A 21872-nucleotide genomic window follows, 5' to 3' on the forward strand; every position below is an offset into this window, starting at 1 on the left:
GGAACCGCCCGGGCCTTCGTCGTGTGTCCTGGTGCTCCTCAGCCGCCGAGCGGGACCTCCCCCACCTGCTCCCACTCCTGCTCGCCCGCGCGGAACACGCCGAGCGCGCGCGCCGGGAAGGTGGCGGCGAAACCGGCGAAGCGGATCAGCGCCTCGTCCAGGGCCTGCCGGTCGACGCCCTGGGCGAGGGTGACGTGCGGGTGGTACGGGAACCGGGCGCCGCTGCCGATGCCGGCCGCGAGGATGCCCTCGTGCAGGTCGACGCACTCCCGCGCCCCGGTGGCCAGGCGCAGGAAGGCGACCGGCGAGTGTGGCAGGAAGCTGCCGGTGCCGCGCAGCACCACGGTGAACGGAGCGGTGCGGGCCGCGACCGCGGCCACCGCCGTGACGGCGGCGTCGACGTCGTCCGTGATCCCGTGGGTCAGGATGGTCACATGGGGCGGGACGAGCGCCTCGGCGGCCTCCCCGAAGGAGGCGCGCCACCCGTGCAGCTGCGCCGCGAGCGGCCCCGGGACGGCGATCACCACCCCGAGGGCACCCTCCGTCAGCGCCTCCACGGTCAGCTCTCGCCGGTCGCCGCGGGCTCGCGCACCCAGCCGCGCGCGGGTCGGAGCAGGCCCACCCGATCGTAGACCGCGGCGAGCGTCCGCCCGGCGATCTCGCGGGCCTTCTCGGCGCCGCGCGCGAGGATCGCGTCCAGCTCGGCCGGGTCGGCGAGCAGCTCCGTCGTCCGTTCCCGGAAGGGGACGACGAACGCGGTGACCAGGTCGGCCACGTCCACCTTCAGGTGCCCGTACATCTTCCCGGCGTAGTCCTGCTCGAGCTCGTCGACGCCGCGGCCGCTGAGCGAGGAGTGGATGGCCAGGAGGTTGGAGACGCCGGGCTTGGCCTCGCGGTCGAACCGGATCTCGGTGCCGTTGTCCGTCACGGCCGACCTGATCTTCTTCGCGGTGACCTTCGGCTCGTCGAGCAGGTTGATCAGCCCGGCCGGGGAGGCCGCGGACTTGGACATCTTCGCCGTCGGGTTCGCCAGGTCGTAGATCTTCGCCGACGCCGGCGGAATGAATCCCTCGGGGACCACGAAGGTCTCCCCGAACCGGGTGTTGAACCGCTGCGCGAGATTGCGGGTCAGCTCGATGTGCTGGCGCTGGTCCTCCCCCACCGGCACCCGGTGCGCCTGGTAGAGCAGGATGTCGGCGGCCATCAGCGTGGGGTAGGCGAACAGGCCCACGGTCGCCGCGTCGACGCCGTAGCGGGCGGTCTTGTCCTTGAACTGGGTCATTCGCGACGCCTCACCGAAGCCGGTGATGCAGTTGAGCACCCAGGCCAGCTCGGCGTGCTCGGGCACGTGGGACTGCACGAACAGGGTGCAGCGGTCCGGGTCCACCCCGCCGGCGATGTACTGGGCGACCGTGCGGCGCGTCCGGTCCGCGAGCGTCGCCGGGTCGTGCTCGACCGTCATGGCGTGCAGGTCGGGGATGAAGTAGATCGCGTCGTTGTCGTCCTGCATCCGCACCCAGTTGCGCACGGCCCCGATGTAGTTGCCCAGGTGCAGGCTGTCGGCGGAGGGCTGGGCTCCGGAGAGGACGCGGGGACGTGGCGGGGTGGCCATGGACGGTGCTTCCTTGTCGAGATCGGGGTCGGTGCTGGCGGCTGGCGGGGCGGTCAGAGCTGGTAGTCGATCACCAGCGGGGCGTGGTCGGACCAGCGGGTGTCCCAGGACGCGGCTCGGTCGACGCTCGCGGTCGTCGCCGTGCGGGCGAGCTCGGGAGTGGCGAGCTGGTAGTCGATCCGCCATCCGGCGTCGTTGTCGAAGGCCGCCCCGCGCATCGACCACCAGGTGTAGGGCCCGTCGACGTCGCCGGCGAGCGCACGGTGGACGTCCACCCAGCCGTGCTCGCCGAGGAACCGGTCGACGTAGGCGCGCTCCTCCGGCAGGAAGCCGGCCTTCGTGGCGTTGCCCTTCCAATTCTTGATGTCGCGCGTCGTGTGCCCGACGTTCAGGTCGCCGGTGACGACGGCGAGGTCCGCACGGGCCCGGATCTGGGGCAGGCGGCGTTCCATCGCGGTGAGGAACCGGTACTTGTCCTCCTGGCGGGCGGTGCCGGCCTCCCCGGAGTGCACGTAGGCGCTGACCGCGGTGAGCACGGCGTCGCCGGCGGCGGTGGGGACGGTCACGTCGACCTCGATCCAGCGGCCGGCGGTGGCGAAGTAGTCCTCGCCGATCCCGATCCGGGTGGCGGTGGGCTCGAGGCGGGTGGCGACGGCGACGCCGGCGCGGCCCTTGGCGCCGGCCTCGGCGTGCGCGACGTACCAGTCGGGGCCGAGCAGCTCGTGCACGACGGCGTCGGGCGCCCGCACCTCCTGCAGGGTCAGCACGTCGACGTCGCGGGCGGCGAGCCACTCGCGCATGCCGTCGCCGTTGCCCGCCCGCACGCCACTGGTGCGGAAGGCGGCCCGGATGCCGTTGACGTTGACGCTGGCCACGCGCAGCCGGCGGGTCGCGCCGGCGGTATCGATCGTGGCGTCGTTCTCGGCGGTCGGGTCCTCGGCGGTCGTCAGCACGGGCAGCGATGTCACCCGATCCACTCTACCGCCGGGCTCCCCCGCGCCCCCCGGCCCCCCTGGCCAGCTCGTCAATAGATGTTCGATCCGGCCCTTCGCAACCGCTTGCGTCGACATCTATTGACGAGCTGGCGGAAGGTGAGGGCGCGGGTCAGTCGACGACGGTGCCGCTGAGGGGACCGTCGTCGGTGCCGTCGCGGCGAGGACGGTCGTCGACACCGAGCATGCCGAGCGCGTTGTGGGCCGTGATCTGGATGGTCTCCAGCGCCCGCGCCACCTGGTCCGGGTCGGTGCCCAGATGCTGCTCGATCACCCGGCCCTGCACCGCCACGATCCGCAGGCTGTGCGCCAGCTTCTCGTCCCGGACGGGGTCGGCGGCCGCGGCGGAGACCACCCGCGTGCCGGCGGTGGCACCCGAGGGGGGCAGCCCGGCGGCGGAGCGCAGCGTGTCGTTGGCGCTGGCGAGCTGGGTGGCGCCGAAGCGGGCGGCGCGGCGCACGGCGAGGAAGACGACGAGGGCCAGCACCAGCCACCCCGCGGCGACGATCGCGACCAGCCAGCCGACGACGTCGTTCTGATTGGCGGCGAACACGACGGCGACGAGGAACACCACCATGACGACGGCGAGCATCAGCCCGCCCCCTCCCAGCGGCGACCGGCGAGCGCCGGTGACGGCGCCGTCGTAGGCGCGGCCCGCGAACCCGGTGCCGGAGAGCAGGCCCCCGGCGGGCGCACCGGTGCGGGAGTCGGATCGGGGATCGGGACGCGTCGAGCCAGCCATGGCCCCATTCTCCCGTACCGCCGGGCCGGGGCGGCGGCGTTCCACCGGAGGCGAACGGGCTACTTGAGGAACAGCGCCCGCAGCCGGCTGGTGGTCAGTGCCAGCCCGATCACGATCATCACGACGTAGTACAGCAGGTGCAGGGCGGTCTCCCCGGTGAGGACGCCGACGCTGAGCTGGCGCATCAACTCCACCCCGTGCCACAGCGGCAGCGCCTGGACCACCCACCGGATCGGCTCCGGGTAGACGGAGAGGGGGTAGAACGTCGCGCTGAACAGGAACATCGGCATCATCACGAACGTGACGATGTCCATCTGCTGGAAGGTCTTCATGTAGCTGGTGACGGCCATGCCGAAGCTGGCGAACCCGAAGGCGACCAGCACGGCGGCGGGGATCAGCAGCAACGTCCAGGCGGACTGCGCGAGGCCGAACACGACCATCACCCCGGTGAAGCCCACCGCGTACAGGGCGCCGCGCACCAGGGCCATGACGATCTCGCCCACGGCCACGTCCAGCGGCCCGAGAGAGGTCGACAGCATGCCCTGGTACAGCTTGCCGAACGTCATCTTGAAGAAGACGTTCCAGGTGGAGTCGTAGACGGCGCCGTTCATCGCGGAGACCGCCAGCAGCGCCGGCGCGATGTACGCGGCGTAGCTCACGGTGGTCCCGCCGGGGCCCTCGACCTGACCGACGAGCGTGCCGAGCCCCACCCCGAGGGAGAGCAGGTAGAAGACCGGCTCGAAGAACCCGGAGACGAGGATGATCCAGTTCTGGCTGCGGATCACCCGGAACCCGCGCCCGATGACGGCGCTCGCATTGCGGGAGTAGAGCACCGCGAGCGGCCGGCGCGACGGGGTCAGGCGCGGCGTCGTGACGCCGCCGGGGGCGGTCATCGACCCAGCCTGCGGGTGAAGAACCGGCGGGCCAGCGTCATCCCCGTCACGGCGAGCGCGACCAGGACCACCAGATGGACGACCATTAGCCACGGCGGCACCGCCAGCCCGAACGACACGACCCGGGCCAGCTGCGTCGTGTGCCACAGCGGGGAGATCCAGCCGATCCACTGCAGCCCGGCCGGCATCGTCTCGAGCGGGTAGAAGGTGCCCGAGAACAGGAACAGCGGGGTGATCACGAACCGCTGGATCATGGAGAACTGGAAGCCCTCGCCCTCGAGCGTCGCCGAGTACGCCATCACCGGCGCCCCGAAGGCGAGCGCCCCGAGGACCGCGATCGGCACGATCAACCAGCCGGTGCCGAGCGACGGGACGGCGCCGAACAGGTGGAGGATGCCGACGTAGGCCACGGTCTGCACGGTGAGACGGACCCCCACGGCCATCAGGTGGCCGGCCGCGATCTGACCCGGGGTGAGCGGGGAGGCGTTGGGGCCGTAGTAGACCCGGCGCCATTTGAAGCCGTCCATCACGGGGAACATCATCTCCAGGCCCACGGTCATCAGCGCGGCCGAGGTGACCAGGGCGGGCGCGACGAACTGCAGGTAGCTCACCCCGTTCGCGGCGACACCGTTGCGGTCCACGAGCACGGCCAGGCCGACGCCGAGGGCGTAGAGGTAGAGCAGCGGGGAGCCGATGCTCTCCAGCGCGATGGTGCCGGCGTAGGCGCGCATGCTGCGCAATGCGTGCTCGGCGTAGTAGAGGGCGCCCCACCGGCGGGCCTTCGCGGCGGACACGGCGGGGCCGTGGGCGCGCCCGGAGTAGGTCAGGGCGGTGGGGGTGCTCCCGCTCACTCGATCAGACTCCGCCCGGTGAGCCGGAGGAACACGTCCTCCAGCGACGACCGTCGCACCAGGGACGTGACGGGTCGCAGGCCGCGCGCGGTGACCTCGTCGAGGGCGGCCTCGCCGTCCGCGGCGTAGAGCAGCACCCGGTCCGGCAGCACCTCGATCCGCTCGCCCACCCCGGCCAGCGACTGGGCCGCCGCCGCGTTGCGGTCCGTGCCGAACCGGACCTCGAGCACCTCGCGGGTCGAGTACTGCCGGATCAGGGTGGCCGGCGACCCCTCCGCCATGATCCTGCCCTTGTCGACGACGATCAGCCGGTCGCACAGCTGCTCGGCCTCGTCCATGTAGTGGGTGGTCAGCACCAGGGTGACGCCCTGCTCCTTGAGCCGGAACAGGCGGTCCCAGAGGATGTGCCGGGCCTGCGGATCCAGGCCCGTGGTCGGCTCGTCGAGCATCACGATGCTCGGCTCGTTCACCAGGGCGCGGGCGATGGTCAGGCGCCGCTTCATGCCGCCGGAGAGGGAGTCGACCTTGGCCTTCGCCTTCTCCGTCAGCTGGGCGAACTCGAGCAGCTCGTCGACCTTGGGCTGGAGGTAGCGGTACGGGAGCCCGAAGTAGCGGCCGTAGACGAGCAGGTTGTCGCGCACGCGCAGTTCCTCGTCGAGGTTGTCCTGCTGCGGGACGACGCCGAGGTGGGCCCGCACCTCGGGCCCGTGCTTCTCCGGGTCCAGGCCCATGATGGTCAGCTCGCCGCCGGTGCGCCCGGTCACGCCCCCGATCATCCGCATGGTCGTCGACTTGCCGGCACCGTTGGGGCCGAGCAGGCCGAAGGACTCACCGGGGGCGATGTCGAAGCTGATCCCGTCGACGGCGCGGGTGTCGCCGTAGACCTTGGTCAGGTCCCGGGCGGTGATGACGGCGGCGGGCGCGGAGGACGCCGGGGAATCGGTGCGCGCCGAGGTCACGGCGGCACCGCGCCCGGCGGGCGAGTCGGTGGACACTCGTGACAGTGTAGGAAATCACACCGACAGATCACAGCATTGACGCGACGTACTCGAGGAGCACCGACGATGACCGCACCCGGCACCCTTCCGCCCCGGCCCGGGCCCGCCGATCATCTCCCGGCCGCCACCGACCCCGAGGTCCTGCGCCGGCTGACCGAGGCCCTCGGGGACAAGGTCCGCACCGACCCGGCCTCCCTGGCGGCGGCGCGGACCGACGAATCGGGGCACGCGACCGACGCCGCCCCCCTGGCGGTGGTCGAGGCACAGGAGATCGAGGACGTCCAGGCCGTGTGCCGGATCTGCACCGCGACCGGCACCCCGATCGTCACCCGCGGCGCGGGTACCGGGCTGGCCGGGGGCGCCATCGGCGGGGCGGGCGAGGTGGTGCTCTCGACGGCGCGGATGGACCGGATCCTGGAGATCTCCCCGCAGAACCGGCTGGCCGTCGTCCAGCCCGGCATCCTCAACGGCACCCTGAACGCGGCCCTCGCCGAGCAGGGGCTGTGGTGGCCGCCGGACCCCGCGAGCAAGGACATCTCGTCCGTCGGCGGCAACATCGCGACCAACGCCGGCGGGCTGCTGTGCGCCAAGTACGGGGTCACCCGGGAGTCCGTGCTGGCGCTGAAGGTGGTGCTGGCCGACGGCACGCTGATCAGCGTCGGGCACCGCACCGTCAAGGGCGTCACCGGGCTCGACCTCTGCGCCCTGATGATCGGCTCGGAGGGCGTGCTCGGCGTGATCGTCGAGTGCACGCTCAAGCTGCGCCCGGCCGTCACCGGCCCGGTGCCCACCATCGCCGCGTTCTTCGAGGACGTCGAGGCGGCCGCCGCGGCCTGCTCGGCCGTCACCGCCGCCCACCTGGAGCCGGCGGTGATGGAACTGCTCGACGAGCAGATCCTCGCCGCCGTCAGCGCGCACACGGGCGTCGACCTGATCGACCGGGGCCGGTCCTACGTGCTGATCCAGACGGACGGCCCGGGGGCGGAGGCGACGGCGCAGGCGATCCGCGCGGTGCTGGAGGCGAACGGGGGCCGGGTCGAGTTCGCCCGGGACCCGGCCGAGGCGGCCCGGCTGGTGCAGGTGCGGCGCGAGGTGCATCCGGCGATGACCCGGCTGGGGACCGCCCTGATCGAGGACGTCGCCGTGCCCCGGGATCGGCTCGCCGCCATGTACGCGCGGATCGCCGACATCGCCGACCGGTACGACGTGGCCATCCCGACCAACGCCCACGCCGGTGACGGCAATCTGCACCCGACGTTCGTGTTCGCGGGCACGGAGGTCCCCCCGCGGGTGTGGGACGCGGCCGACGAGCTGTTCCAGTACGCCATCGAGCTCGGCGGCACCCTGACCGGCGAGCACGGGGTGGGCGTGCTCAAGAGGCGCTGGCTCGGGGACGAACTCGGTACCGACCAGCTGGCCCTGCAGCGCCGGATCAAGGCGGCGTTCGACCCGGACGGCCTGCTCAATCCCGGCAAGGTCTTCGCGCCGTAGCCGCCGGGCGCCGGCGAACCAGCGCTGAGCCGGGCCGGGGCCCGGGTCGAGGCGCCTCAGCGGGAGGCGCTCACCACTCCTCGAGGCCCTCGTACAGCGGGAAGTCGCCGGCGAGCTTCTCCACGCGAACGCGCAGCGCGTCGATGTCGGCGCCGGGCTTGAGGGTCTCCGCGATGACGTCGGCCACCTCGGTGAACTCGGCGTCGCCGAAGCCGCGGGTGGCCAGGGCCGGGGTGCCGATCCGCAGGCCCGAGGTGACCATCGGCGGGCGCGGGTCGAACGGGATGGCGTTGCGGTTGACGGTGATGCCCGCGCGGTGCAGCAGGTCCTCGGCCTGCTTGCCGTCCAGCGCCGAGTCCTTCAGGGAGACGAGCACGAGGTGCACGTCGGTGCCGCCGGTCAGCACCGACACGCCGTGCTCGGTGACGTCGGCGGCGGAGAGCCGCTCGGCGAGGATCCGGGCACCGTCCAGGGTGCGGCGCTGCCGCTGCGCGAACTCCTCCCCCGCGGCGATCTTGAACGCGACGGCCTTGGCGGCGATGGCGTGCATCAGTGGGCCGCCCTGCTGGCCGGGGAACACCGCCGAGTCGATCTTCTTCGCGTACTCGGCCTTGGAGAGCACGAGCCCGGAGCGGGGACCGCCGAGGGTCTTGTGCACGGTGGAGGTGACGACGTCGGAGTGCGGCACGGGGTTCGGGTGCAGGCCCGCGGCCACCAGGCCGGCGAAGTGCGCCATGTCCGTCCACAGCAGCGCGCCCACCTCGTCGGCGATCGACCGGAAGGCGGCGAAGTCGAGCTGCCGCGGGTAGGCGGACCAGCCGGCGATGATCACCTGCGGCCGCTCCGCGAGGGCCTGCTCCCGCACGTGGTCCATGTCGATGCGGTAGGTGTCCGGGTCCACGCCGTAGGCGGCGACCTCGTAGAGCTTGCCGGAGAAGTTCAGCTTCATGCCGTGCGTCAGGTGCCCGCCGTGCGCGAGGGTGAGCCCGAGCAGCTTGTCGCCGGGCTGGATCATGGCGGCGAGCGCGGCCGCGTTGGCCTGGGCCCCGGCGTGGGGCTGCACGTTGGCGTGCTCGGCCCCGAACAGCGCCTTGACCCGGTCCCGCGCGAGGTTCTCGGCGACGTCGACGTACTCGCAGCCGCCGTAGTAGCGCCGCCCGGGGTAGCCCTCGGCGTACTTGTTGGTCAGCACGGAGCCCTGCGCCTGCAGCACGGCCCGTGGCACGAAGTTCTCGGAGGCGATCATCTCGAGGGTGCCCCGCTGGCGGCCGAGCTCGTCCGCGAGCACCGCGGCGATCTCGGGGTCGACCTCGGTCAGCGGCTGGGTGTTCAGGGCGGCGGTGGCGGAATGGCTCAACGTGATCTCTCCTGCGGGGGCGGTCGTGGCGGTCGGGCACGCGGTCGTCGTGGACTCCACCCAGGCGTGCGGCCGGTCCCTCACCGGGCGCGCTCCCCGGTGGTCCTCCACCTCACGCCAGTCACGCGTCCCGTCGTGGCTCACGGTACACCGAAGGCGCCGGACGCCGAGGGGCCGGCTGGTTAGGATCGGGCCATGGCGACCATCCTCCAGCACGGTGACCACTCCCCGCGGATCGACCCGTCCGCCTTCGTGGCGACGAATGCGACCGTGATCGGCGACGTGAGCGTCGGTGCCGGCTCCGGCGTCTTCTACGGCGCCGTCGTGCGCGGGGACACCGCCACGATCCGGCTGGGCGCCGGCAGCAACCTGCAGGACAACGTCGTCGTGCACGCCGATCCGGACTTCCCGGCGACCATCGGCGACGGGGTGAGCGTCGGCCACAACGCCGTCGTGCACGGCTGCACGGTCGAGGACGACTGCCTGATCGGCATGAACGCGACCGTGCTCAACGGCGCCGTGATCGGGACGGGTTCCCTCGTGGCCGCCGGAGCCGTCGTCCTCGAGGGCACCGTCGTGCCCCCGGGCTCCCTCGTCGCCGGCGTCCCGGCGAAGGTGCGCCGGGAGTTGACCGACGACGAGCGGGCGGGGGTCCGGGAGAACGCCGCCCACTATCGCGCCCTCTCCCGCCAGCACGCGGGTCGTTCCTCGTGACTGTGCGTTTGACACCGCTTGCATTAACTTCTTGACGACAACCGTCTCCGTGGGGCACGCTGTCCGGTATGCCTGTCGATGACGACGTCCGCCCTGCCCGCCGGCGCGGCATCGACCACGCCTCCCTCCCGACGCCGTCCGCGCCGCCCTACGCCGGCGCCGCGTCCCGCAACACCGGCTCCCAGCGGGCCCTGCGCGACTTCAACCAGCAGCGCATCCGCGAGGTGCTGGCCGGCTCCGGCCCCGCCACGCAGGCCGAACTCGCGCGCCGCACCGGCCTGTCCACCGCCACCATCTCGAACATCGTGCGGAGGATGGCGGCGGCCTCGCTCGTCACCACCGAGCCCACGACGAGCTCGGGCCGCAAGGCCACCCTGGTCAGCCTCAACGAGGACGGCAGCTTCGCCGCCGGCATCGACTTCGGCCGCCGGCACATCCGCATCATCCTGGCGACACCGAGCCACACCATCCTGGCCGAGCGGTTCCAGGACGTGCCCGTGGGCCTCGGCGCGAGCGAGGTGATCGCCGAGGCGGACCGGCTGCTGCAGCGCATGCTCGACGAGACCGGCCGCCGACGGGAGGACCTGCTCGGCTGCGGGGTGGGCGTCCCCGGCCCGGTGGACCGCCGCACCGGCGAGATCGTCTACGGCGCGATCCTGCCCGAATGGGTCGGCATCCACGTCCTCGACCGGCTGCGCAGCACCCTGCGCACCCCCGTGCACCTGGACAACGACGCCAACCTGGGGGCCCTGGCGGAGGTCACCTGGGGCCCGCACGCGGACGCCCACGACCTCGCGTTCGTCAAGGTCGGCTCCGGCATCGGCATGGGTCTGATCCTGCGGGGCGAGCTGTACTACGGCAACGTCGGCCTGACCGGCGAGCTGGGCCACACGACGGTGGTGGAACAGGGCCAGATCTGCCGGTGCGGCAGCCGCGGGTGCCTGGAGACGGTGGCGTCGACGTCCTACATGCTCGATCTGCTCGCCCGCACCCGCCGTTCCGACCGGCCGCTGACCACCGCCGACCTGGTGGAGGCGGCCGCCGGGGGCGACCCGGCCGCCCGGCGGGTGGTGGCCGACGCCGGGCAGGCCCTCGGCCGTGCGCTCGCGTCGATGGCCAACATCCTCAACCCCGAGCGGATCATCGTCGGGGGCCCGCTCGCCGCCCTCGGCGCCGTGCTGCTCGACCCGGTGCGGCAGGGCATGCACCGGCACGCCATCCCCGCCGTCACCGCGACGACGGAGCTCGCGATGGCCTCGCTGGGCGACCGCGCGGAGGCACTGGGCGCCTGCACACTCGCCTTCCAACAGGTCGCGGTGCCGGCCTGATGGACGGCGTCCTCCATTCATCCACTGGCGTATTACTCGCCGGTATGCGTTCATTACTTGACGACAGCGGAGTGATGCAGTTAACTCATCTCTCGAACCAGCTGTGCGCCCGGGGGCGGGTCCGCCGGCCGGTCGCCGTTCGACAACGAGGTCATTCGAGGTGAGGCCGGGGTATGTCCGATAACCACACGATCCTGCAGATGCAGCACATCACCAAGGTGTTCCCGGGGGTCAAAGCACTCTCCGACGTCTCCATCGACGTCACCGCCGGCGAGGTCCACGCCATCTGCGGCGAGAACGGGGCCGGCAAGTCCACCCTGATGAAAGTGCTCTCCGGCGTGTACCCGCACGGGTCCTACGAGGGCACGATCATCTACCAGGGCCAGGAGGTCCAGTTCAAGGACATCCGCTCCTCCGAGGCCGCGGGCATCGTCATCATCCACCAGGAGCTCGCGCTCATCCCCGAGCTCTCCATCGCCGAGAACATCTTCCTCGGCAACGAGCTGACCCGTCGCGGCCGCATCGACTGGGTGGCCACCAACAAGCGGGCCATCGAGCTGCTCGCCCGGGTGGGCCTCAAGGAGGACCCCGAGACGCCGATCAAGAACATCGGCGTCGGCAAGCAGCAGCTGGTGGAGATCGCCAAGGCGCTGAACAAGGACGTGAAGCTGCTCATCCTCGACGAGCCGACCGCGGCGCTGAACGAGGAGGACTCCGCGCACCTGCTCGACCTGATCCGGGGCCTGCAGGCCCGCGGGATCACGTCGATCATCATCAGCCACAAGCTCAACGAGATCGAGCAGATCGCCGACTCCATCACGATCATCCGGGACGGGAAGACGGTCGAGACGCTCGACGTCGGCGCCGGCGGCGTGGACGAGGACCGGATCATCAAGGGCATGGTCGGCCGCTCCCTCGAGTCCCGGTTCCCCGACCACACCCCCGACATCGGCCCCACCTTCTTCGAGGTGCGGGACTGGACGGTCGCCCACCCCACCGTGCCCGAGCGGCTGGTCTGCAAGGGCTCGAACTTCTTCGTCCGGCGCGGGGAGATCGTCGGCTTCGCCGGCCTGATGGGCGCGGGCCGCACCGAGCTGATGCGCTCGATCTTCGGCCGCTCGTACGGCACCTACCAGCACGGGCAGATCATCATGAACGGCAAGCCGATCACGCTGAAGAACGTGCACCAGGCGATCGACGCCGGGATCGGCTACGTCACCGAGGACCGCAAGGTGCTCGGCCTGAACCTGCTGGACGACATCAAGACGACGACCGTCTCGGCGGAGCTGCAGAAGATCGCGAAGCTCTCGGTCGTCGACCGGAACGCCGAGTTCAATGCGGCGGAGCAGTACCGCAAGTCGCTGCGGACGAAGGCACCCACGGTCAATGAGGGCGTCGGCAAGCTCTCCGGCGGCAACCAGCAGAAGGTCGTGCTGGCCAAGTGGCTGTTCACCGATCCCGAGCTGCTGATCCTCGACGAGCCCACCCGCGGCATCGACGTCGGCGCCAAGTACGAGATCTACGGCATCATCCAGGCCCTGGCCGACGCGGGCAAGGGCGTCATCGTCGTCTCCTCCGAACTGCCCGAGCTGCTCGGTCTGTCCGACCGGGTCTACACGATCTTCGAGGGCGCCATCACCGGCGTGCTCGACCGCGGTGAGGCCTCGCAGGAGTCCCTCATGCGGATGATGACCTCCACCCGGGCCCAGCTGGCCTCCTGACCGCCGTCCACCCGCACCACACCAAGGACACCGATGAAACACCTCAAGGACATCTTCGGCGGCGATCTCCGCCAGTTCGGCATGGTCTTCGCCCTCGTGGCGCTGCTGCTGTACTTCCAGATCGCCACGGGCGGGCTCGTGCTCACCCCGGAGAACGTGATCAACCTGTTCAACGGCAACGCCTACATCCTCGTCCTCGCCGTCGGCATGGTGCTCGTCATCATCGCCGGGCACATCGACCTGTCCGTCGGCTCGGTCGCGGCGTTCACCGGCATCGTCGTGGCCAAGTGCATGAGTGACTGGCAGCTCACCGGCTTCGGGGGCGCGCTGATCGGCGTCCTCGTCGGCCTCGTCGTGGGCGCCCTGATCGGTGCGTGGCAGGGCTTCTGGGTCGCGTACGTCGGGATCCCGGCGTTCATCGTCACCCTGGCCGGCATGCTCATCTTCCGCGGCGGCAACCAGTGGGTCGGCAAGTCGAACACGATCCCCGTCTCGGACCAGTTCCAGTACCTCGGGGCGGGGTACCTGCCCGAGTTGGGTCCGAGCACCGGCTACAACAACCTCACCCTGCTGATCGGCCTCGTCCTCGTCGCCCTGCTCGTGATCGGGGCGGTGCGCACCCGGCGCAACCAGCGCCGCATCGGCGCCGACCTGGAGCCGCTGTGGGTGCTCGTCACCCGGCTCGTGCTGATCTGCGCCGCCATCCTCTACGCCACCTACCTGTTCGCCACCGGCCGGCCGGGCACCTCGTTCCCGATCTCCGGCGTCATCCTCGGCGTGCTCGTGGTCATCTATGGGTTCCTCGCCAGCCGCACCATCATCGGCCGGCATGTCTACGCGGTCGGTGGCAACCGCCACGCCGCCGAGCTCTCGGGTGTGAAGTCCAAGCAGGTCAACTTCCTGGTCATGATGAACATGTCCGTGCTGGCCGCCATCGCCGGCATGATGTTCGTCGCCCGCTCCAGCGCCTCCGGCCCGTTCGACGGCGTCGGCTGGGAGCTGGACGCCATCGCGGCCGTCTTCATCGGCGGCGCCGCGGTCTCGGGCGGTGTCGGCACCGTGGTCGGCTCCGTCATCGGTGGTCTGGTGATGGCGGTGCTGAACAACGGTCTGCAGCTGCTCGGCGTCGGCGCCGACTGGACGCAGATCATCAAGGGCCTCGTGCTGCTGATCGCGGTCGCCTTCGACGTCTACAACAAGTCGCAGGGCAAGCGCTCGATCACCGGGCTGCTGCTCAAGAACTTCGGGGGGACCAACGCGAAGCGGGAGACCACCGAAACCTCTCAGGTCGTCGGCGCCGACGCCTGAGGCCCAACCCGTCCGTTGCGGACACAACAGAAAGAGATGAACATGCGCAATGTCGTCAAAGCGATGGCGGCCGTGGCGGCCATCGGCACCCTCGCGCTGACCGGCTGCGGCCGCAGCGACTCGGGCTCCTCCGCCAGCGGCGGCGCCTCGGGCGGCTCGGGCGGGTTCGCGAAGGACTCCCTCATCGGCGTGGCCCTGCCGCAGAAGACCTCGGAGAACTGGGTCCTCGCGGAGAACCTGTTCAACACGGACCTCAAGGACGCCGGTTACAAGGCCGACGTCGAGTTCGCCAACGGTGGCGTGTCCGAGCAGCAGAACCAGATCCAGTCCATGGTCACCAAGGGCGCGAAGGTCATCGTCGTCGGCGCCATCGACGGCGCCCAGCTCTCCACCCAGGTCAAGGCCGCGAAGGACGCCGGCGTCACCGTCATCGCGTACGACCGGCTGCTGAAGAACACCAACGCGGTCGACTACTACGTCGCGTACGACAACTTCAAGGTCGGCCAGCTGCAGGGCCAGGCCCTGCTCGACGGCATGAAGGCCAAGAAGCCGAGCGGCCCGTACAACATCGAGGTCTTCGCCGGCTCCCCCGACGACGCCAACGCCAAGGTGTTCTTCGACGGCGCCATGTCCGTGCTGCAGCCCAAGATCGACGACGGCACCCTGAAGGTCACCTCCGGGCAGAAGTCCTTCGAGCAGGCCGTGACCCAGGGCTGGAAGGCCGAGAACGCGCAGAAGCGGATGGACACGCTGCTGTCGGCGAACTACGGCTCCACCACCCTGGACGGCGTCCTGTCCCCGAACGACACCCTGGCCCGCGCCATCCTGACCTCGGTCAAGGGCGCCGGCAAGCCGACCCCGATCGTCACCGGCCAGGACTCCGAGGTGGAGTCGGTCAAGTCGATCATGGCGGGCGTGCAGTACTCGACCATCAACAAGGACACCCGCAACCTGGTCAAGCAGACCATCGCGATGGTGAACAGTATCCAGCAGGGCCAGAAGCCGGAGATCAACGACGACAAGTCGTACAACAACGGCACCAAGGTCGTCCCGGCCTACCTGCTGCCGCCGCAGATCGTCACCAAGGCCAACGCCAAGGAGGCGTACGCCAACGACCCGACGCTGTCCAAGCTGACCCAGTGACCTGCTGAGGTCGTCGCCCGTCCCGACGGGCACCACCGACGAGGGCCCCGCCGCGCTTTTTTGTTCTTTCCGGACAGTGCGGCGGGGCCCTCCGTCGTCCCCGGTGACGGCGGTATCCGCCGGGTCGGCACGGCATGATGGGGGCATGACCCGCCTCTTCCCCGCCCCGCCGTCGCTCGCCGCCGACGCCCCCGCTCCCCTGACGGCCACCGGCCGGCCACTGCGCTGGGGCATCGTCTCCACCGGATCCATCGCCGCGACCATGGCCGGCGAGCTCGCCCTCCTCGAGGACGCCGTCCTGCACGCCGTCGCGTCCCGGTCCCAGGACTCGGCGGACGCCTTCGCGTCCGAGCACGGGATCGCCCGCGCGTACGGCGGCGCCGACGACCTCACCGGGCTCGAGCGGATGGCGGCGGACCCCGACGTCGACGTCGCCTACATCGGCTCCCCGCACAGCGAGCACGCCGCCGACGCGGAGCTGCTGCTGCAGGCCGGCAAGCACGTGCTGTGCGAGAAGGCGTTCACGGTCACGGCCGCGCAGGCGCGTCGGCTGGCCGACGTCGCCCGCGCCAACGACCGGTTCCTGATGGAGGCGGTCTGGACCCGGTTCCAGCCCGGGCCGAACCGGCTGTGGGACCTGATCGCGGACGGCGCCGTCGGGCAGGTCCGCTGGCTCGCGGCCGACCTCGCGTTCGCCGCGGACCAGCCGCCGCAGCACCGTCTCTGGAACCGGGAGCTCGCCGGGGGCGCCCTGCTGGACCTGGGTCCCTACACGACGCTGTGGCCCCTGACCATCCTCGGCCGGCCGGTCTCCGTCACCGCGACCGGCACGCTCACCGAGGCCGGGGTGGACGCGCAGGAGGCGCTCACCCTGGTCTACCCGGACGGGGTGCACGCCCAGCTGACGAACGCCCTGAACTCCTTCGGCCCGCGTCACCTGACCGTCGGGGGCACCGAGGGCTGGCTGCGCGCCGGTCCCTCCGTCACGCGCATCACGGAGCTCACGCTCCAGCGGGGCGCCGGCGAGCCGACCCACGAGCGGTTCGACCGGGACCCCGCCGGCAGCCGCGGCTACGTGTGGCAGCTGCGCGAGGTGACCCGCTGCATCCAGCAGGGCCTGGCCGAGTCCCCGACCATGCCGTTGGCCGACTCGGTTGCGAGCATGGAATTGTTCGACGCGGTGCGGGCCCAGCTCGGTGTCCGCTACCCCGCCGACGACGACGCCTGAGGCCGGAAACGACGCCAGCTCGTCAATAGATGTTCACGAAGGCCCGGAATCGGGCCCGATGGAGCATCTATTGACGAGCTGGCGAGGGGTGCGGTGGGAGCGCCGGGTCAGGCGCTGCCCAGGTACGCCTCCTTGATGGCGTCGTCGGCGAGCAGTTCCTTGCCGGTACCGGTGCGGGTGATCTCGCCCGTCTCGAGCACGTAGGCCCGGTGGGAGCGGGACAGGGCCTGGTTGGCGTTCTGCTCGACGAGCAGCACCGTGGTGCCCTGCTCGTTGATCTCCGTCACGATGCGGAAGATCTGCCGGATGAACTGCGGGGCGAGGCCCATGGACGGCTCGTCCAGCAGCAGCAGGCGCGGCCGGGACATCAGCGCGCGCCCGATCGCGAGCATCTGCTGCTCGCCACCGCTCATCGTGCCGCCGACCTGCTTGCGCCGCTCCTTCAGCCGCGGGAACAGGTCGAACACCCGCTCCAGCTCCGCGGCGATGCCGGACCGGTCCTTCCGCGCGTAGGCGCCCATCTCGAGATTCTCGATCACCGTCATGCCGGGGAACACGCCGCGGCCCTCGGGCGACTGGGAGATGCCCCGCACCACGCGCAGGTGCGCCCGGGTGTGGGTGATGTCGTCCCCGTCGAACGTGATGCTGCCCGCGGAGGGGTTGAGCAGACCGGAGATGGTCTTCATCGTGGTGGTCTTGCCGGCGCCGTTGGCCCCGATCAGGGACACCACCTCCCCCTCCTCCACGGTGAAGGAGAGGTCCCGGACCGCGCGGATCCGGCCGTACTGGACGCTGACGTCCTTCAACTCAAGCAACGTCATCGTCGGGCTCCCCGAGGTAGGCCGAGATGACGCGCGGGTCCGAGGTGACCTCGGCCGGCGTCCCGTCGGCGATCTTCTTGCCGAACTCGAGCACGACGATGCGGTCGGTCACCCCGGTGACCAGCTTCATGTCGTGCTCGATGAGCAGCACCGTGTAGCCGCCGGCGGCGATCACCCGGATCAGCTCCATCAGCTCTTCCTTCTCCGCCGGGTTGAAGCCCGCGGCGGGCTCGTCCAGGCAGAGCAGCTTCGGCTCGGTGGCCAGGGCGCGCGCGATCTCGAGCCGGCGCTGGTAGCCGTACGGCAGGTGCCGCGACAGCCGGCCGGCCTGGTCGGCGATGCCCACGAAGTCCAGCAGCGCCATGCCGTGGTCGATGGCGCTCTTCTCCTCCCGGAAGTGCCGCGGCAGCCGGGTGAGCGCCCCGAAGACGCTGGTCCGGTGCCGGGCGTCCAGGCCGACGACGACGTTCTCGAGCGCCGTCATCTCCCCGAACAGGCGGATGTTCTGGAACGTGCGGGCGATCCCGGCGCGGGTGATCTTGTGCTGCGCCATGCCGTTGAGCCGCTTGCCCTCGAGCAGAACCTCCCCGCTCGTGGGCTTGTAGACCCCGGTCATGGCGTTGAAGCACGTCGTCTTGCCCGCACCGTTGGGCCCGATCAGCCCGAGGATCTCGCCGCGCTTGATCTCGAAGGACACGTCCTCCATCGCGGTCAGACCACCGAACTTCATGGTCAGGTTCCGGATCTCGACGAGCGTCTCGCCGATCCGGGCCGCGATGTCGCGATCCGGCACGACGGCCTCGACGACCTCCGGGTCCAGGTGCGCCTCGCGGAGCACCCCGGTGTCCACGGCGGGGTTGGCGCGCAGGTTCCGCACCGCCTCCTGCCGTGCCGGGTCGCCCGTGATGGGCGGCTCGGCACCGTCGCCGGTGCCGGCGACGGCGAGGGGCTCGTCGGTGCTCGAGCGCTGCGGCTCGGGCTGCTGCGGCGTCTCGCCGCCGGCCACGTGGCTCATGCCCCGTCTCCCTTCTGCGTGGTCCGGGCCGCGCTAGAGCCGGTCCCGGTGCTACCCGTGCCCACCGCGGGGATGATGCCGGTGTCGCTGCGCCGCGGCGGCAGGACGCCGCCCTTGCGAGCCGCTTCCACGACCTTCCCGTAGGCCTGCCGGGCGTAGGTGAGCAGGTGCTGCCGGGCGCCGAGCAGGCCCTTGGACCGGAAGATCATGATGACGACCAGCAGCACGCCGAAAATGAAGAATTTGTAGTTCGCGATCTCGACGAACCGCAGCGGCAGGTAGGCCACCAGCGCACCGCCGATCACCGCGCCCACCTTGTTGCCGGTGCCGCCGATGACGACGGCGGCCAGGAACAGGATGGAGGTCTGCACGTCGAACCGCTGGTTGTTCACGAAGCCGATCTGCCCGGCGAACAGGGAACCGGACAGGCCGCCCACCCCGGCGCCGAGCGCGAACGCCCACACCTTGTACTTGAAGGTGGGCACGCCCATCGCCTCGGCGGCGTCCTCGTCCTCGCGGATGGCGACCCACGCGCGACCCACGCGGGACCGCTCCAGGTTGCCGGCCAGCAGCATGACGATGATGAGCACCGTGAGGATCAGCCAGTACCAGGGCACGCCGTTCGAGTTGGAGAACAGCGGGGTGCCGTCCGCCTGGGTGCCCGGGGGCGCCCCGACGTTCTGGAAGCCGACCTGGCCCTTGGCGGCCGGGATGATGGTCGCCAGGATGCGGATGATCTCGCCGAAGCCCAGCGTCACGATCGCGAGGTAGTCGCCCCGCAGGCGCAGCGTCGGCACGCCGAGGATGACGCCGGCGCACATGGTGACCGCGATGGCGACCGGCAGGGTCCACAGGTACGGGATCTTGATGAACGGCGAGTCCGGGCTGGTGAGCATCGCCGCCGTGTAGGCGCCGACCGCGAAGAACGCGACGTACCCGAGGTCCAGCAGGCCGGCGTAGCCGACGACGATGTTCAGCCCGACGGCCACCAGGGCATAGCGGGCCATCTCGGCGCAGGTGAGCGCGAAGTTCGTGCCGGGCTCGGTGGAGATCAGCGGCGGGTTCAGCAGCGGCAGCGCGTACGCGGCCACGACGATGATGGCCACCCACGCCCACTGCTGCTGCCGGGACAGTTGCGTCCAGCGGCGTCGCAGCGGACCGAAGAACTCACCGCGGCCGGACTCCCGGTCGACGGCGTCCTTGGCCGCCTCGGCCGAGGGCATCGGGGTCTTGCTGGCCATGCTCATGCCTTGCTCCTTCCGAGGGTCTGGCCGAGGATGCCGGACGGCCGGACCAGCAGGACGAGGACGAGGACGACGAAGGCGACGACGTCGGTCCACTGCGAGTCACCGAGCAGCAGCTGCCCGTAGTTGCCGATCAGGCCGAGCAGCAGGCCGCCCACGAGCGCGCCGCGGACGTTGCCGATGCCGCCGAGCACGGCGGCCGCGAACGCCTTGATGCCGAGGATGAACCCGCCGTTGTACTGGACGCCGGAGGGCACCTTCATCACGTAGAACAGGGCGGCGACGCCGGCGAGCAGGCCGCCGATGATGAACGTGGTGACGATGATCCGCTCCTTGTTCACCCCCATCAGGGTCGCCGTGTCCGGGCTCTGGGCGACGGCCCGGATGCCGCGCCCGGTCTTGGACCGGGAGATGAACTGGTCGACGATGACCATCATGACCACGGCCGCCACGATGATGACGATCTGCTGGCTGTCGATGATGGTGCCGAAGACGTCGAACACCGGGGTCGGCCGGAACATGATGACAGCCGGCTCGGCCGACGGTCCCCGCCAGATGAAGAAGATGTACTGGATGACGAACGACATGCCGATCGCGGTGATCAGGAAGACCAGGCGCGGGGCGTTGCGCTTGCGCAGCGGCCGATAGGCGATGCGTTCGAGCAGGAACGCGGTCACGGCGGAGGCCACCATGGCGACCAGCACCGCGATCACGAGATTGATGACGATGGCCCAGAGGCCCAGCCGGGGAATGGACGGGCCGAAGCCGAAGCCGAGGGTCAGGGTGAACACGATGGCGTAGCAGCCGACGATGAACACCTCGGAGTGGGCGAAGTTGATCAGGTTCAGCACGCCGTAGACGAGCGTGTAACCGAGGGCGACGAGGGCGTAGATGGCGCCGAAGGTGAGGCCGTCGAACGTGGCGGGCCAGAAGTTCTGCACCAGCGAGTCGACGTCGAAGTTGATCCAGTCGCTGGCCATGGGCAGCGCAGCGGTCAGGGTTGCGAGCATGAAGATCCTTTGAGGCGGACGGGAACGGGCAGCGGGACAACGGTCCGCACGCAGCGGTGCCGCGGGGTCAGCGCCGAGCGCTGCCCCGCGGCACCACGAACACGGGTGTCAGCCGATCTTGCCGACCGGGACGATCTTGCCGCCCTCGACCTTGTAGCCGTAGACGTCCGGCTTGGCCAGCTCGCCCTTGTCGTCCCACTGGTAGTGCTTGGACAGGCCGTCCTTGTCGTAGGTCTTCACCCAGTCCAGCAGGGCCGGGCGGGTGTTCTTGCCGCCGTCGATGCCGGCGAGCAGCACGGTGGCCGCGTCGTAGCCCTCGATGGAGTAGGTGCCCGGCTCGGCGCCGTTGCTGACCTTCTTGTATCCGTCGGAGAAGCTGGAGATCAGCTCGCCCGGGATGCAGGGGCAGGTGAAGTAGGCGCCGTCGGACGCGTCACCGGCCTGCTTGATGAACTGGTCGTCCTTCAGCCCGTCCGGGCCGAGGAACACACCGGTGTAGCCCTTGCCGGCCAGCTGCTGCTGGAACGGGGCACCCTCGGCGTAGTAGCCCGAGTAGAACACGGCGTCCGGCTTGGCGTTGACGATCTTGGAGATCACGGCCGAGAAGTCCTTCTGGCCGGTGGTCACCTTGTCGGTGCCGGCGACGGCGTCGCCGAGGGCCTTCGAGGTCGACTCGCCCAGGCCGATGCCGTAGTCCGAGTCGTCCTGGACCACGTAGACCTTCTTGGCCTCCAGCTTGGTCTTGAGGAACTCGGCCGCCGCCGGGCCCTGCACCGCGTCGTTGCCCAGGCCCCGGAAGAAGGTCTTCCAGCCGTTGGTGGTCAGCGTCGGGTTGGTGGCGGCCGGCGTGATGTGCACGAGGCCCTTCTGCTCGAAGATGTTGCCGGTGGCCTTCGACTCACCGGAGAACGGCAGGCCGACGACGCCGACGATGTTGTTCTCGCTGACGGCCTGGGTGACCGGGCCGGTGGCCTTGTTGGGATCGCCCTCGGTGTCGAACTTCTTGAACTGCACCTGGCAGTTCGGGTTGGCGGCGTTGTGCTCGTTGATCGCCAGCTGCACGCCGTTGTAGATGTTCACGCCGAGCTGGGCGTTGGGACCCGTCTGGGCGCCCACGTACGCCAGCGTCGTGGAGGCGTCACAGGTCGCCTTGCCGTCGCCCTTCGGCAGCACGGCGTCCTTCGGGGTGTCGATGGAGCTGATGGCGGGCAGGTTGACCCGCCCGCTGCCGCCCGCGTCACTGGACCCACCGGAAGCGCCCCCGCTTCCGGCACCCGGGTTGGCGCAGCTGGCCAGGGCCATCGCGATGGCTGCCCCCGCAGCCAGTGTGGTCAAGGTCTTCCTCGACGCCATGGTGATTCCGCCTCTCACGACGAATCGGCAGCCGTTCCGAACGGTGGCTGC

Annotated in this window: 20 protein-coding genes and 1 riboswitch; of the genes, 7 read left to right on the forward strand and 13 right to left on the reverse strand. The window is 70.5% G+C overall.

Annotated features, from left to right (window positions below):
- Positions 1-38: 38 nt before the first annotated feature.
- The 7 genes from IEX22_RS10120 to IEX22_RS10150 form a co-directional block, all read right to left on the reverse strand.
- Complete coding sequence (locus IEX22_RS10120) at positions 39-557, reverse strand: 2'-5' RNA ligase family protein (protein WP_188668282.1); 519 nt, start codon at positions 555-557, stop codon at positions 39-41.
- A gap of 2 nt (positions 558-559) precedes the next feature.
- Positions 560-1612: a tryptophan--tRNA ligase gene (gene trpS / locus IEX22_RS10125; protein ID WP_188668283.1), complete on the reverse strand. Its 1053-nt coding sequence runs from the start codon at positions 1610-1612 to the stop codon at positions 560-562.
- A 53-nt stretch (positions 1613-1665) separates the two neighbouring features.
- Complete coding sequence (locus IEX22_RS10130; RefSeq protein ID WP_229659945.1) at positions 1666-2520, reverse strand: exodeoxyribonuclease III; 855 nt, start codon at positions 2518-2520, stop codon at positions 1666-1668.
- A gap of 196 nt (positions 2521-2716) precedes the next feature.
- On the reverse strand, positions 2717-3346 hold the full coding sequence (locus IEX22_RS10135) for a hypothetical protein (protein ID WP_188668285.1): 630 nt from the start codon (positions 3344-3346) through the stop codon (positions 2717-2719).
- A 59-nt stretch (positions 3347-3405) separates the two neighbouring features.
- On the reverse strand, positions 3406-4239 hold the full coding sequence (locus IEX22_RS10140) for an ABC transporter permease (RefSeq protein ID WP_188668286.1): 834 nt from the start codon (positions 4237-4239) through the stop codon (positions 3406-3408).
- Positions 4236-5090, reverse strand: a complete 855-nt coding sequence (locus IEX22_RS10145) for an ABC transporter permease (RefSeq protein ID WP_229659935.1) — start codon at positions 5088-5090, stop codon at positions 4236-4238. Before IEX22_RS10145 ends, IEX22_RS10140 begins: the two co-directional genes overlap by 4 nt.
- Positions 5087-6049 carry an ABC transporter ATP-binding protein gene (locus IEX22_RS10150; RefSeq protein WP_188668334.1) on the reverse strand — a complete coding sequence of 321 codons (963 nt, stop codon included), beginning with the start codon at positions 6047-6049 and terminating at the stop codon, positions 5087-5089. Before IEX22_RS10150 ends, IEX22_RS10145 begins: the two co-directional genes overlap by 4 nt.
- A gap of 105 nt (positions 6050-6154) precedes the next feature.
- On the opposite strand from IEX22_RS10150, the gene IEX22_RS10155 reads away from it, so the two are divergent.
- Positions 6155-7579, forward strand: a complete 1425-nt coding sequence (locus IEX22_RS10155; protein WP_188668287.1) for an FAD-binding oxidoreductase — start codon at positions 6155-6157, stop codon at positions 7577-7579.
- A gap of 70 nt (positions 7580-7649) precedes the next feature.
- Here the strand turns inward: IEX22_RS10155 and glyA are convergent, their stop codons facing one another.
- The gene (gene glyA / locus IEX22_RS10160) at positions 7650-8936 is read right to left on the reverse strand and encodes a serine hydroxymethyltransferase (protein ID WP_438816620.1); all 1287 of its coding nucleotides are present in this window, start codon (positions 8934-8936) and stop codon (positions 7650-7652) included.
- A gap of 51 nt (positions 8937-8987) precedes the next feature.
- A riboswitch (ZMP/ZTP riboswitch) is annotated at positions 8988-9071 on the reverse strand.
- Positions 9072-9131: 60 nt separating this feature from the next.
- On the opposite strand from glyA, the gene IEX22_RS10165 reads away from it, so the two are divergent.
- The 6 genes from IEX22_RS10165 (at position 9132) to IEX22_RS10190 (ending at position 16378) form a co-directional block, all read left to right on the forward strand.
- Entirely contained in the window at positions 9132-9650 is a 519-nt protein-coding gene (locus IEX22_RS10165) for a gamma carbonic anhydrase family protein (protein ID WP_188668288.1), read from the forward strand.
- Between the two features lie 68 nt (positions 9651-9718).
- A complete protein-coding gene (locus IEX22_RS10170) occupies positions 9719-10978 on the forward strand; it encodes an ROK family transcriptional regulator (protein ID WP_188668289.1) in 1260 nt (419 codons plus the stop codon).
- A 173-nt stretch (positions 10979-11151) separates the two neighbouring features.
- The gene (gene mmsA, locus IEX22_RS10175) at positions 11152-12699 is read left to right on the forward strand and encodes a multiple monosaccharide ABC transporter ATP-binding protein (protein ID WP_188668290.1); all 1548 of its coding nucleotides are present in this window, start codon (positions 11152-11154) and stop codon (positions 12697-12699) included.
- 33 nt (positions 12700-12732) lie between these two features.
- Positions 12733-14007 (forward strand): multiple monosaccharide ABC transporter permease, encoded by a 1275-nt coding sequence (gene mmsB / locus IEX22_RS10180; RefSeq protein ID WP_188668291.1) that lies wholly within the window; start codon positions 12733-12735, stop codon positions 14005-14007.
- A 42-nt stretch (positions 14008-14049) separates the two neighbouring features.
- The gene (locus tag IEX22_RS10185; protein WP_188668292.1) at positions 14050-15150 is read left to right on the forward strand and encodes a substrate-binding domain-containing protein; all 1101 of its coding nucleotides are present in this window, start codon (positions 14050-14052) and stop codon (positions 15148-15150) included.
- A 145-nt stretch (positions 15151-15295) separates the two neighbouring features.
- Positions 15296-16378: a Gfo/Idh/MocA family protein gene (locus tag IEX22_RS10190; protein WP_188668293.1), complete on the forward strand. Its 1083-nt coding sequence runs from the start codon at positions 15296-15298 to the stop codon at positions 16376-16378.
- A gap of 107 nt (positions 16379-16485) precedes the next feature.
- Here IEX22_RS10190 and IEX22_RS10195 read toward each other — a convergent pair whose 3' ends face one another.
- The 5 genes from IEX22_RS10195 to IEX22_RS10215 form a co-directional block, all read right to left on the reverse strand.
- On the reverse strand, positions 16486-17199 hold the full coding sequence (locus IEX22_RS10195) for an ABC transporter ATP-binding protein (protein WP_188668294.1): 714 nt from the start codon (positions 17197-17199) through the stop codon (positions 16486-16488).
- The gene (locus IEX22_RS10200; protein ID WP_306464440.1) at positions 17186-18214 is read right to left on the reverse strand and encodes an ABC transporter ATP-binding protein; all 1029 of its coding nucleotides are present in this window, start codon (positions 18212-18214) and stop codon (positions 17186-17188) included. The genes IEX22_RS10195 and IEX22_RS10200 overlap by 14 nt, the downstream gene beginning before the upstream one ends.
- Positions 18211-19461 carry a branched-chain amino acid ABC transporter permease gene (locus IEX22_RS10205; RefSeq protein WP_188668295.1) on the reverse strand — a complete coding sequence of 417 codons (1251 nt, stop codon included), beginning with the start codon at positions 19459-19461 and terminating at the stop codon, positions 18211-18213. The genes IEX22_RS10200 and IEX22_RS10205 overlap by 4 nt, the downstream gene beginning before the upstream one ends.
- The gene (locus IEX22_RS10210) at positions 19458-20468 is read right to left on the reverse strand and encodes a branched-chain amino acid ABC transporter permease (protein ID WP_188668296.1); all 1011 of its coding nucleotides are present in this window, start codon (positions 20466-20468) and stop codon (positions 19458-19460) included. Before IEX22_RS10210 ends, IEX22_RS10205 begins: the two co-directional genes overlap by 4 nt.
- 108 nt (positions 20469-20576) lie before the next feature.
- On the reverse strand, positions 20577-21803 hold the full coding sequence (locus IEX22_RS10215) for a branched-chain amino acid ABC transporter substrate-binding protein (protein ID WP_229659936.1): 1227 nt from the start codon (positions 21801-21803) through the stop codon (positions 20577-20579).
- Positions 21804-21872 lie beyond the last annotated feature (69 nt).

Origin of the sequence: Tersicoccus solisilvae, from assembly GCF_014643255.1 — a bacterium.
Lineage (GTDB): Bacteria > Actinomycetota > Actinomycetes > Actinomycetales > Micrococcaceae > Tersicoccus > Tersicoccus solisilvae.

Coding starts and splice junctions, on each gene's coding strand:
- IEX22_RS10200 (WP_306464440.1), bottom strand. CDS start 18,214: ATGAGCCACGTGGCCGGCGGCGAGACGCCGCAGCAGCCCGAGCCGCAG.
- mmsB (WP_188668291.1), top strand. CDS start 12,733: ATGAAACACCTCAAGGACATCTTCGGCGGCGATCTCCGCCAGTTCGGC.
- IEX22_RS10205 (WP_188668295.1), bottom strand. CDS start 19,461: ATGAGCATGGCCAGCAAGACCCCGATGCCCTCGGCCGAGGCGGCCAAG.
- IEX22_RS10165 (WP_188668288.1), top strand. CDS start 9,132: ATGGCGACCATCCTCCAGCACGGTGACCACTCCCCGCGGATCGACCCG.
- IEX22_RS10155 (WP_188668287.1), top strand. CDS start 6,155: ATGACCGCACCCGGCACCCTTCCGCCCCGGCCCGGGCCCGCCGATCAT.
- IEX22_RS10210 (WP_188668296.1), bottom strand. CDS start 20,468: ATGCTCGCAACCCTGACCGCTGCGCTGCCCATGGCCAGCGACTGGATC.
- trpS (WP_188668283.1), bottom strand. CDS start 1,612: ATGGCCACCCCGCCACGTCCCCGCGTCCTCTCCGGAGCCCAGCCCTCC.
- IEX22_RS10190 (WP_188668293.1), top strand. CDS start 15,296: ATGACCCGCCTCTTCCCCGCCCCGCCGTCGCTCGCCGCCGACGCCCCC.
- IEX22_RS10135 (WP_188668285.1), bottom strand. CDS start 3,346: ATGGCTGGCTCGACGCGTCCCGATCCCCGATCCGACTCCCGCACCGGT.
- IEX22_RS10140 (WP_188668286.1), bottom strand. CDS start 4,239: ATGACCGCCCCCGGCGGCGTCACGACGCCGCGCCTGACCCCGTCGCGC.
- IEX22_RS10185 (WP_188668292.1), top strand. CDS start 14,050: ATGCGCAATGTCGTCAAAGCGATGGCGGCCGTGGCGGCCATCGGCACC.
- mmsA (WP_188668290.1), top strand. CDS start 11,152: ATGTCCGATAACCACACGATCCTGCAGATGCAGCACATCACCAAGGTG.
- IEX22_RS10170 (WP_188668289.1), top strand. CDS start 9,719: ATGCCTGTCGATGACGACGTCCGCCCTGCCCGCCGGCGCGGCATCGAC.
- IEX22_RS10195 (WP_188668294.1), bottom strand. CDS start 17,199: ATGACGTTGCTTGAGTTGAAGGACGTCAGCGTCCAGTACGGCCGGATC.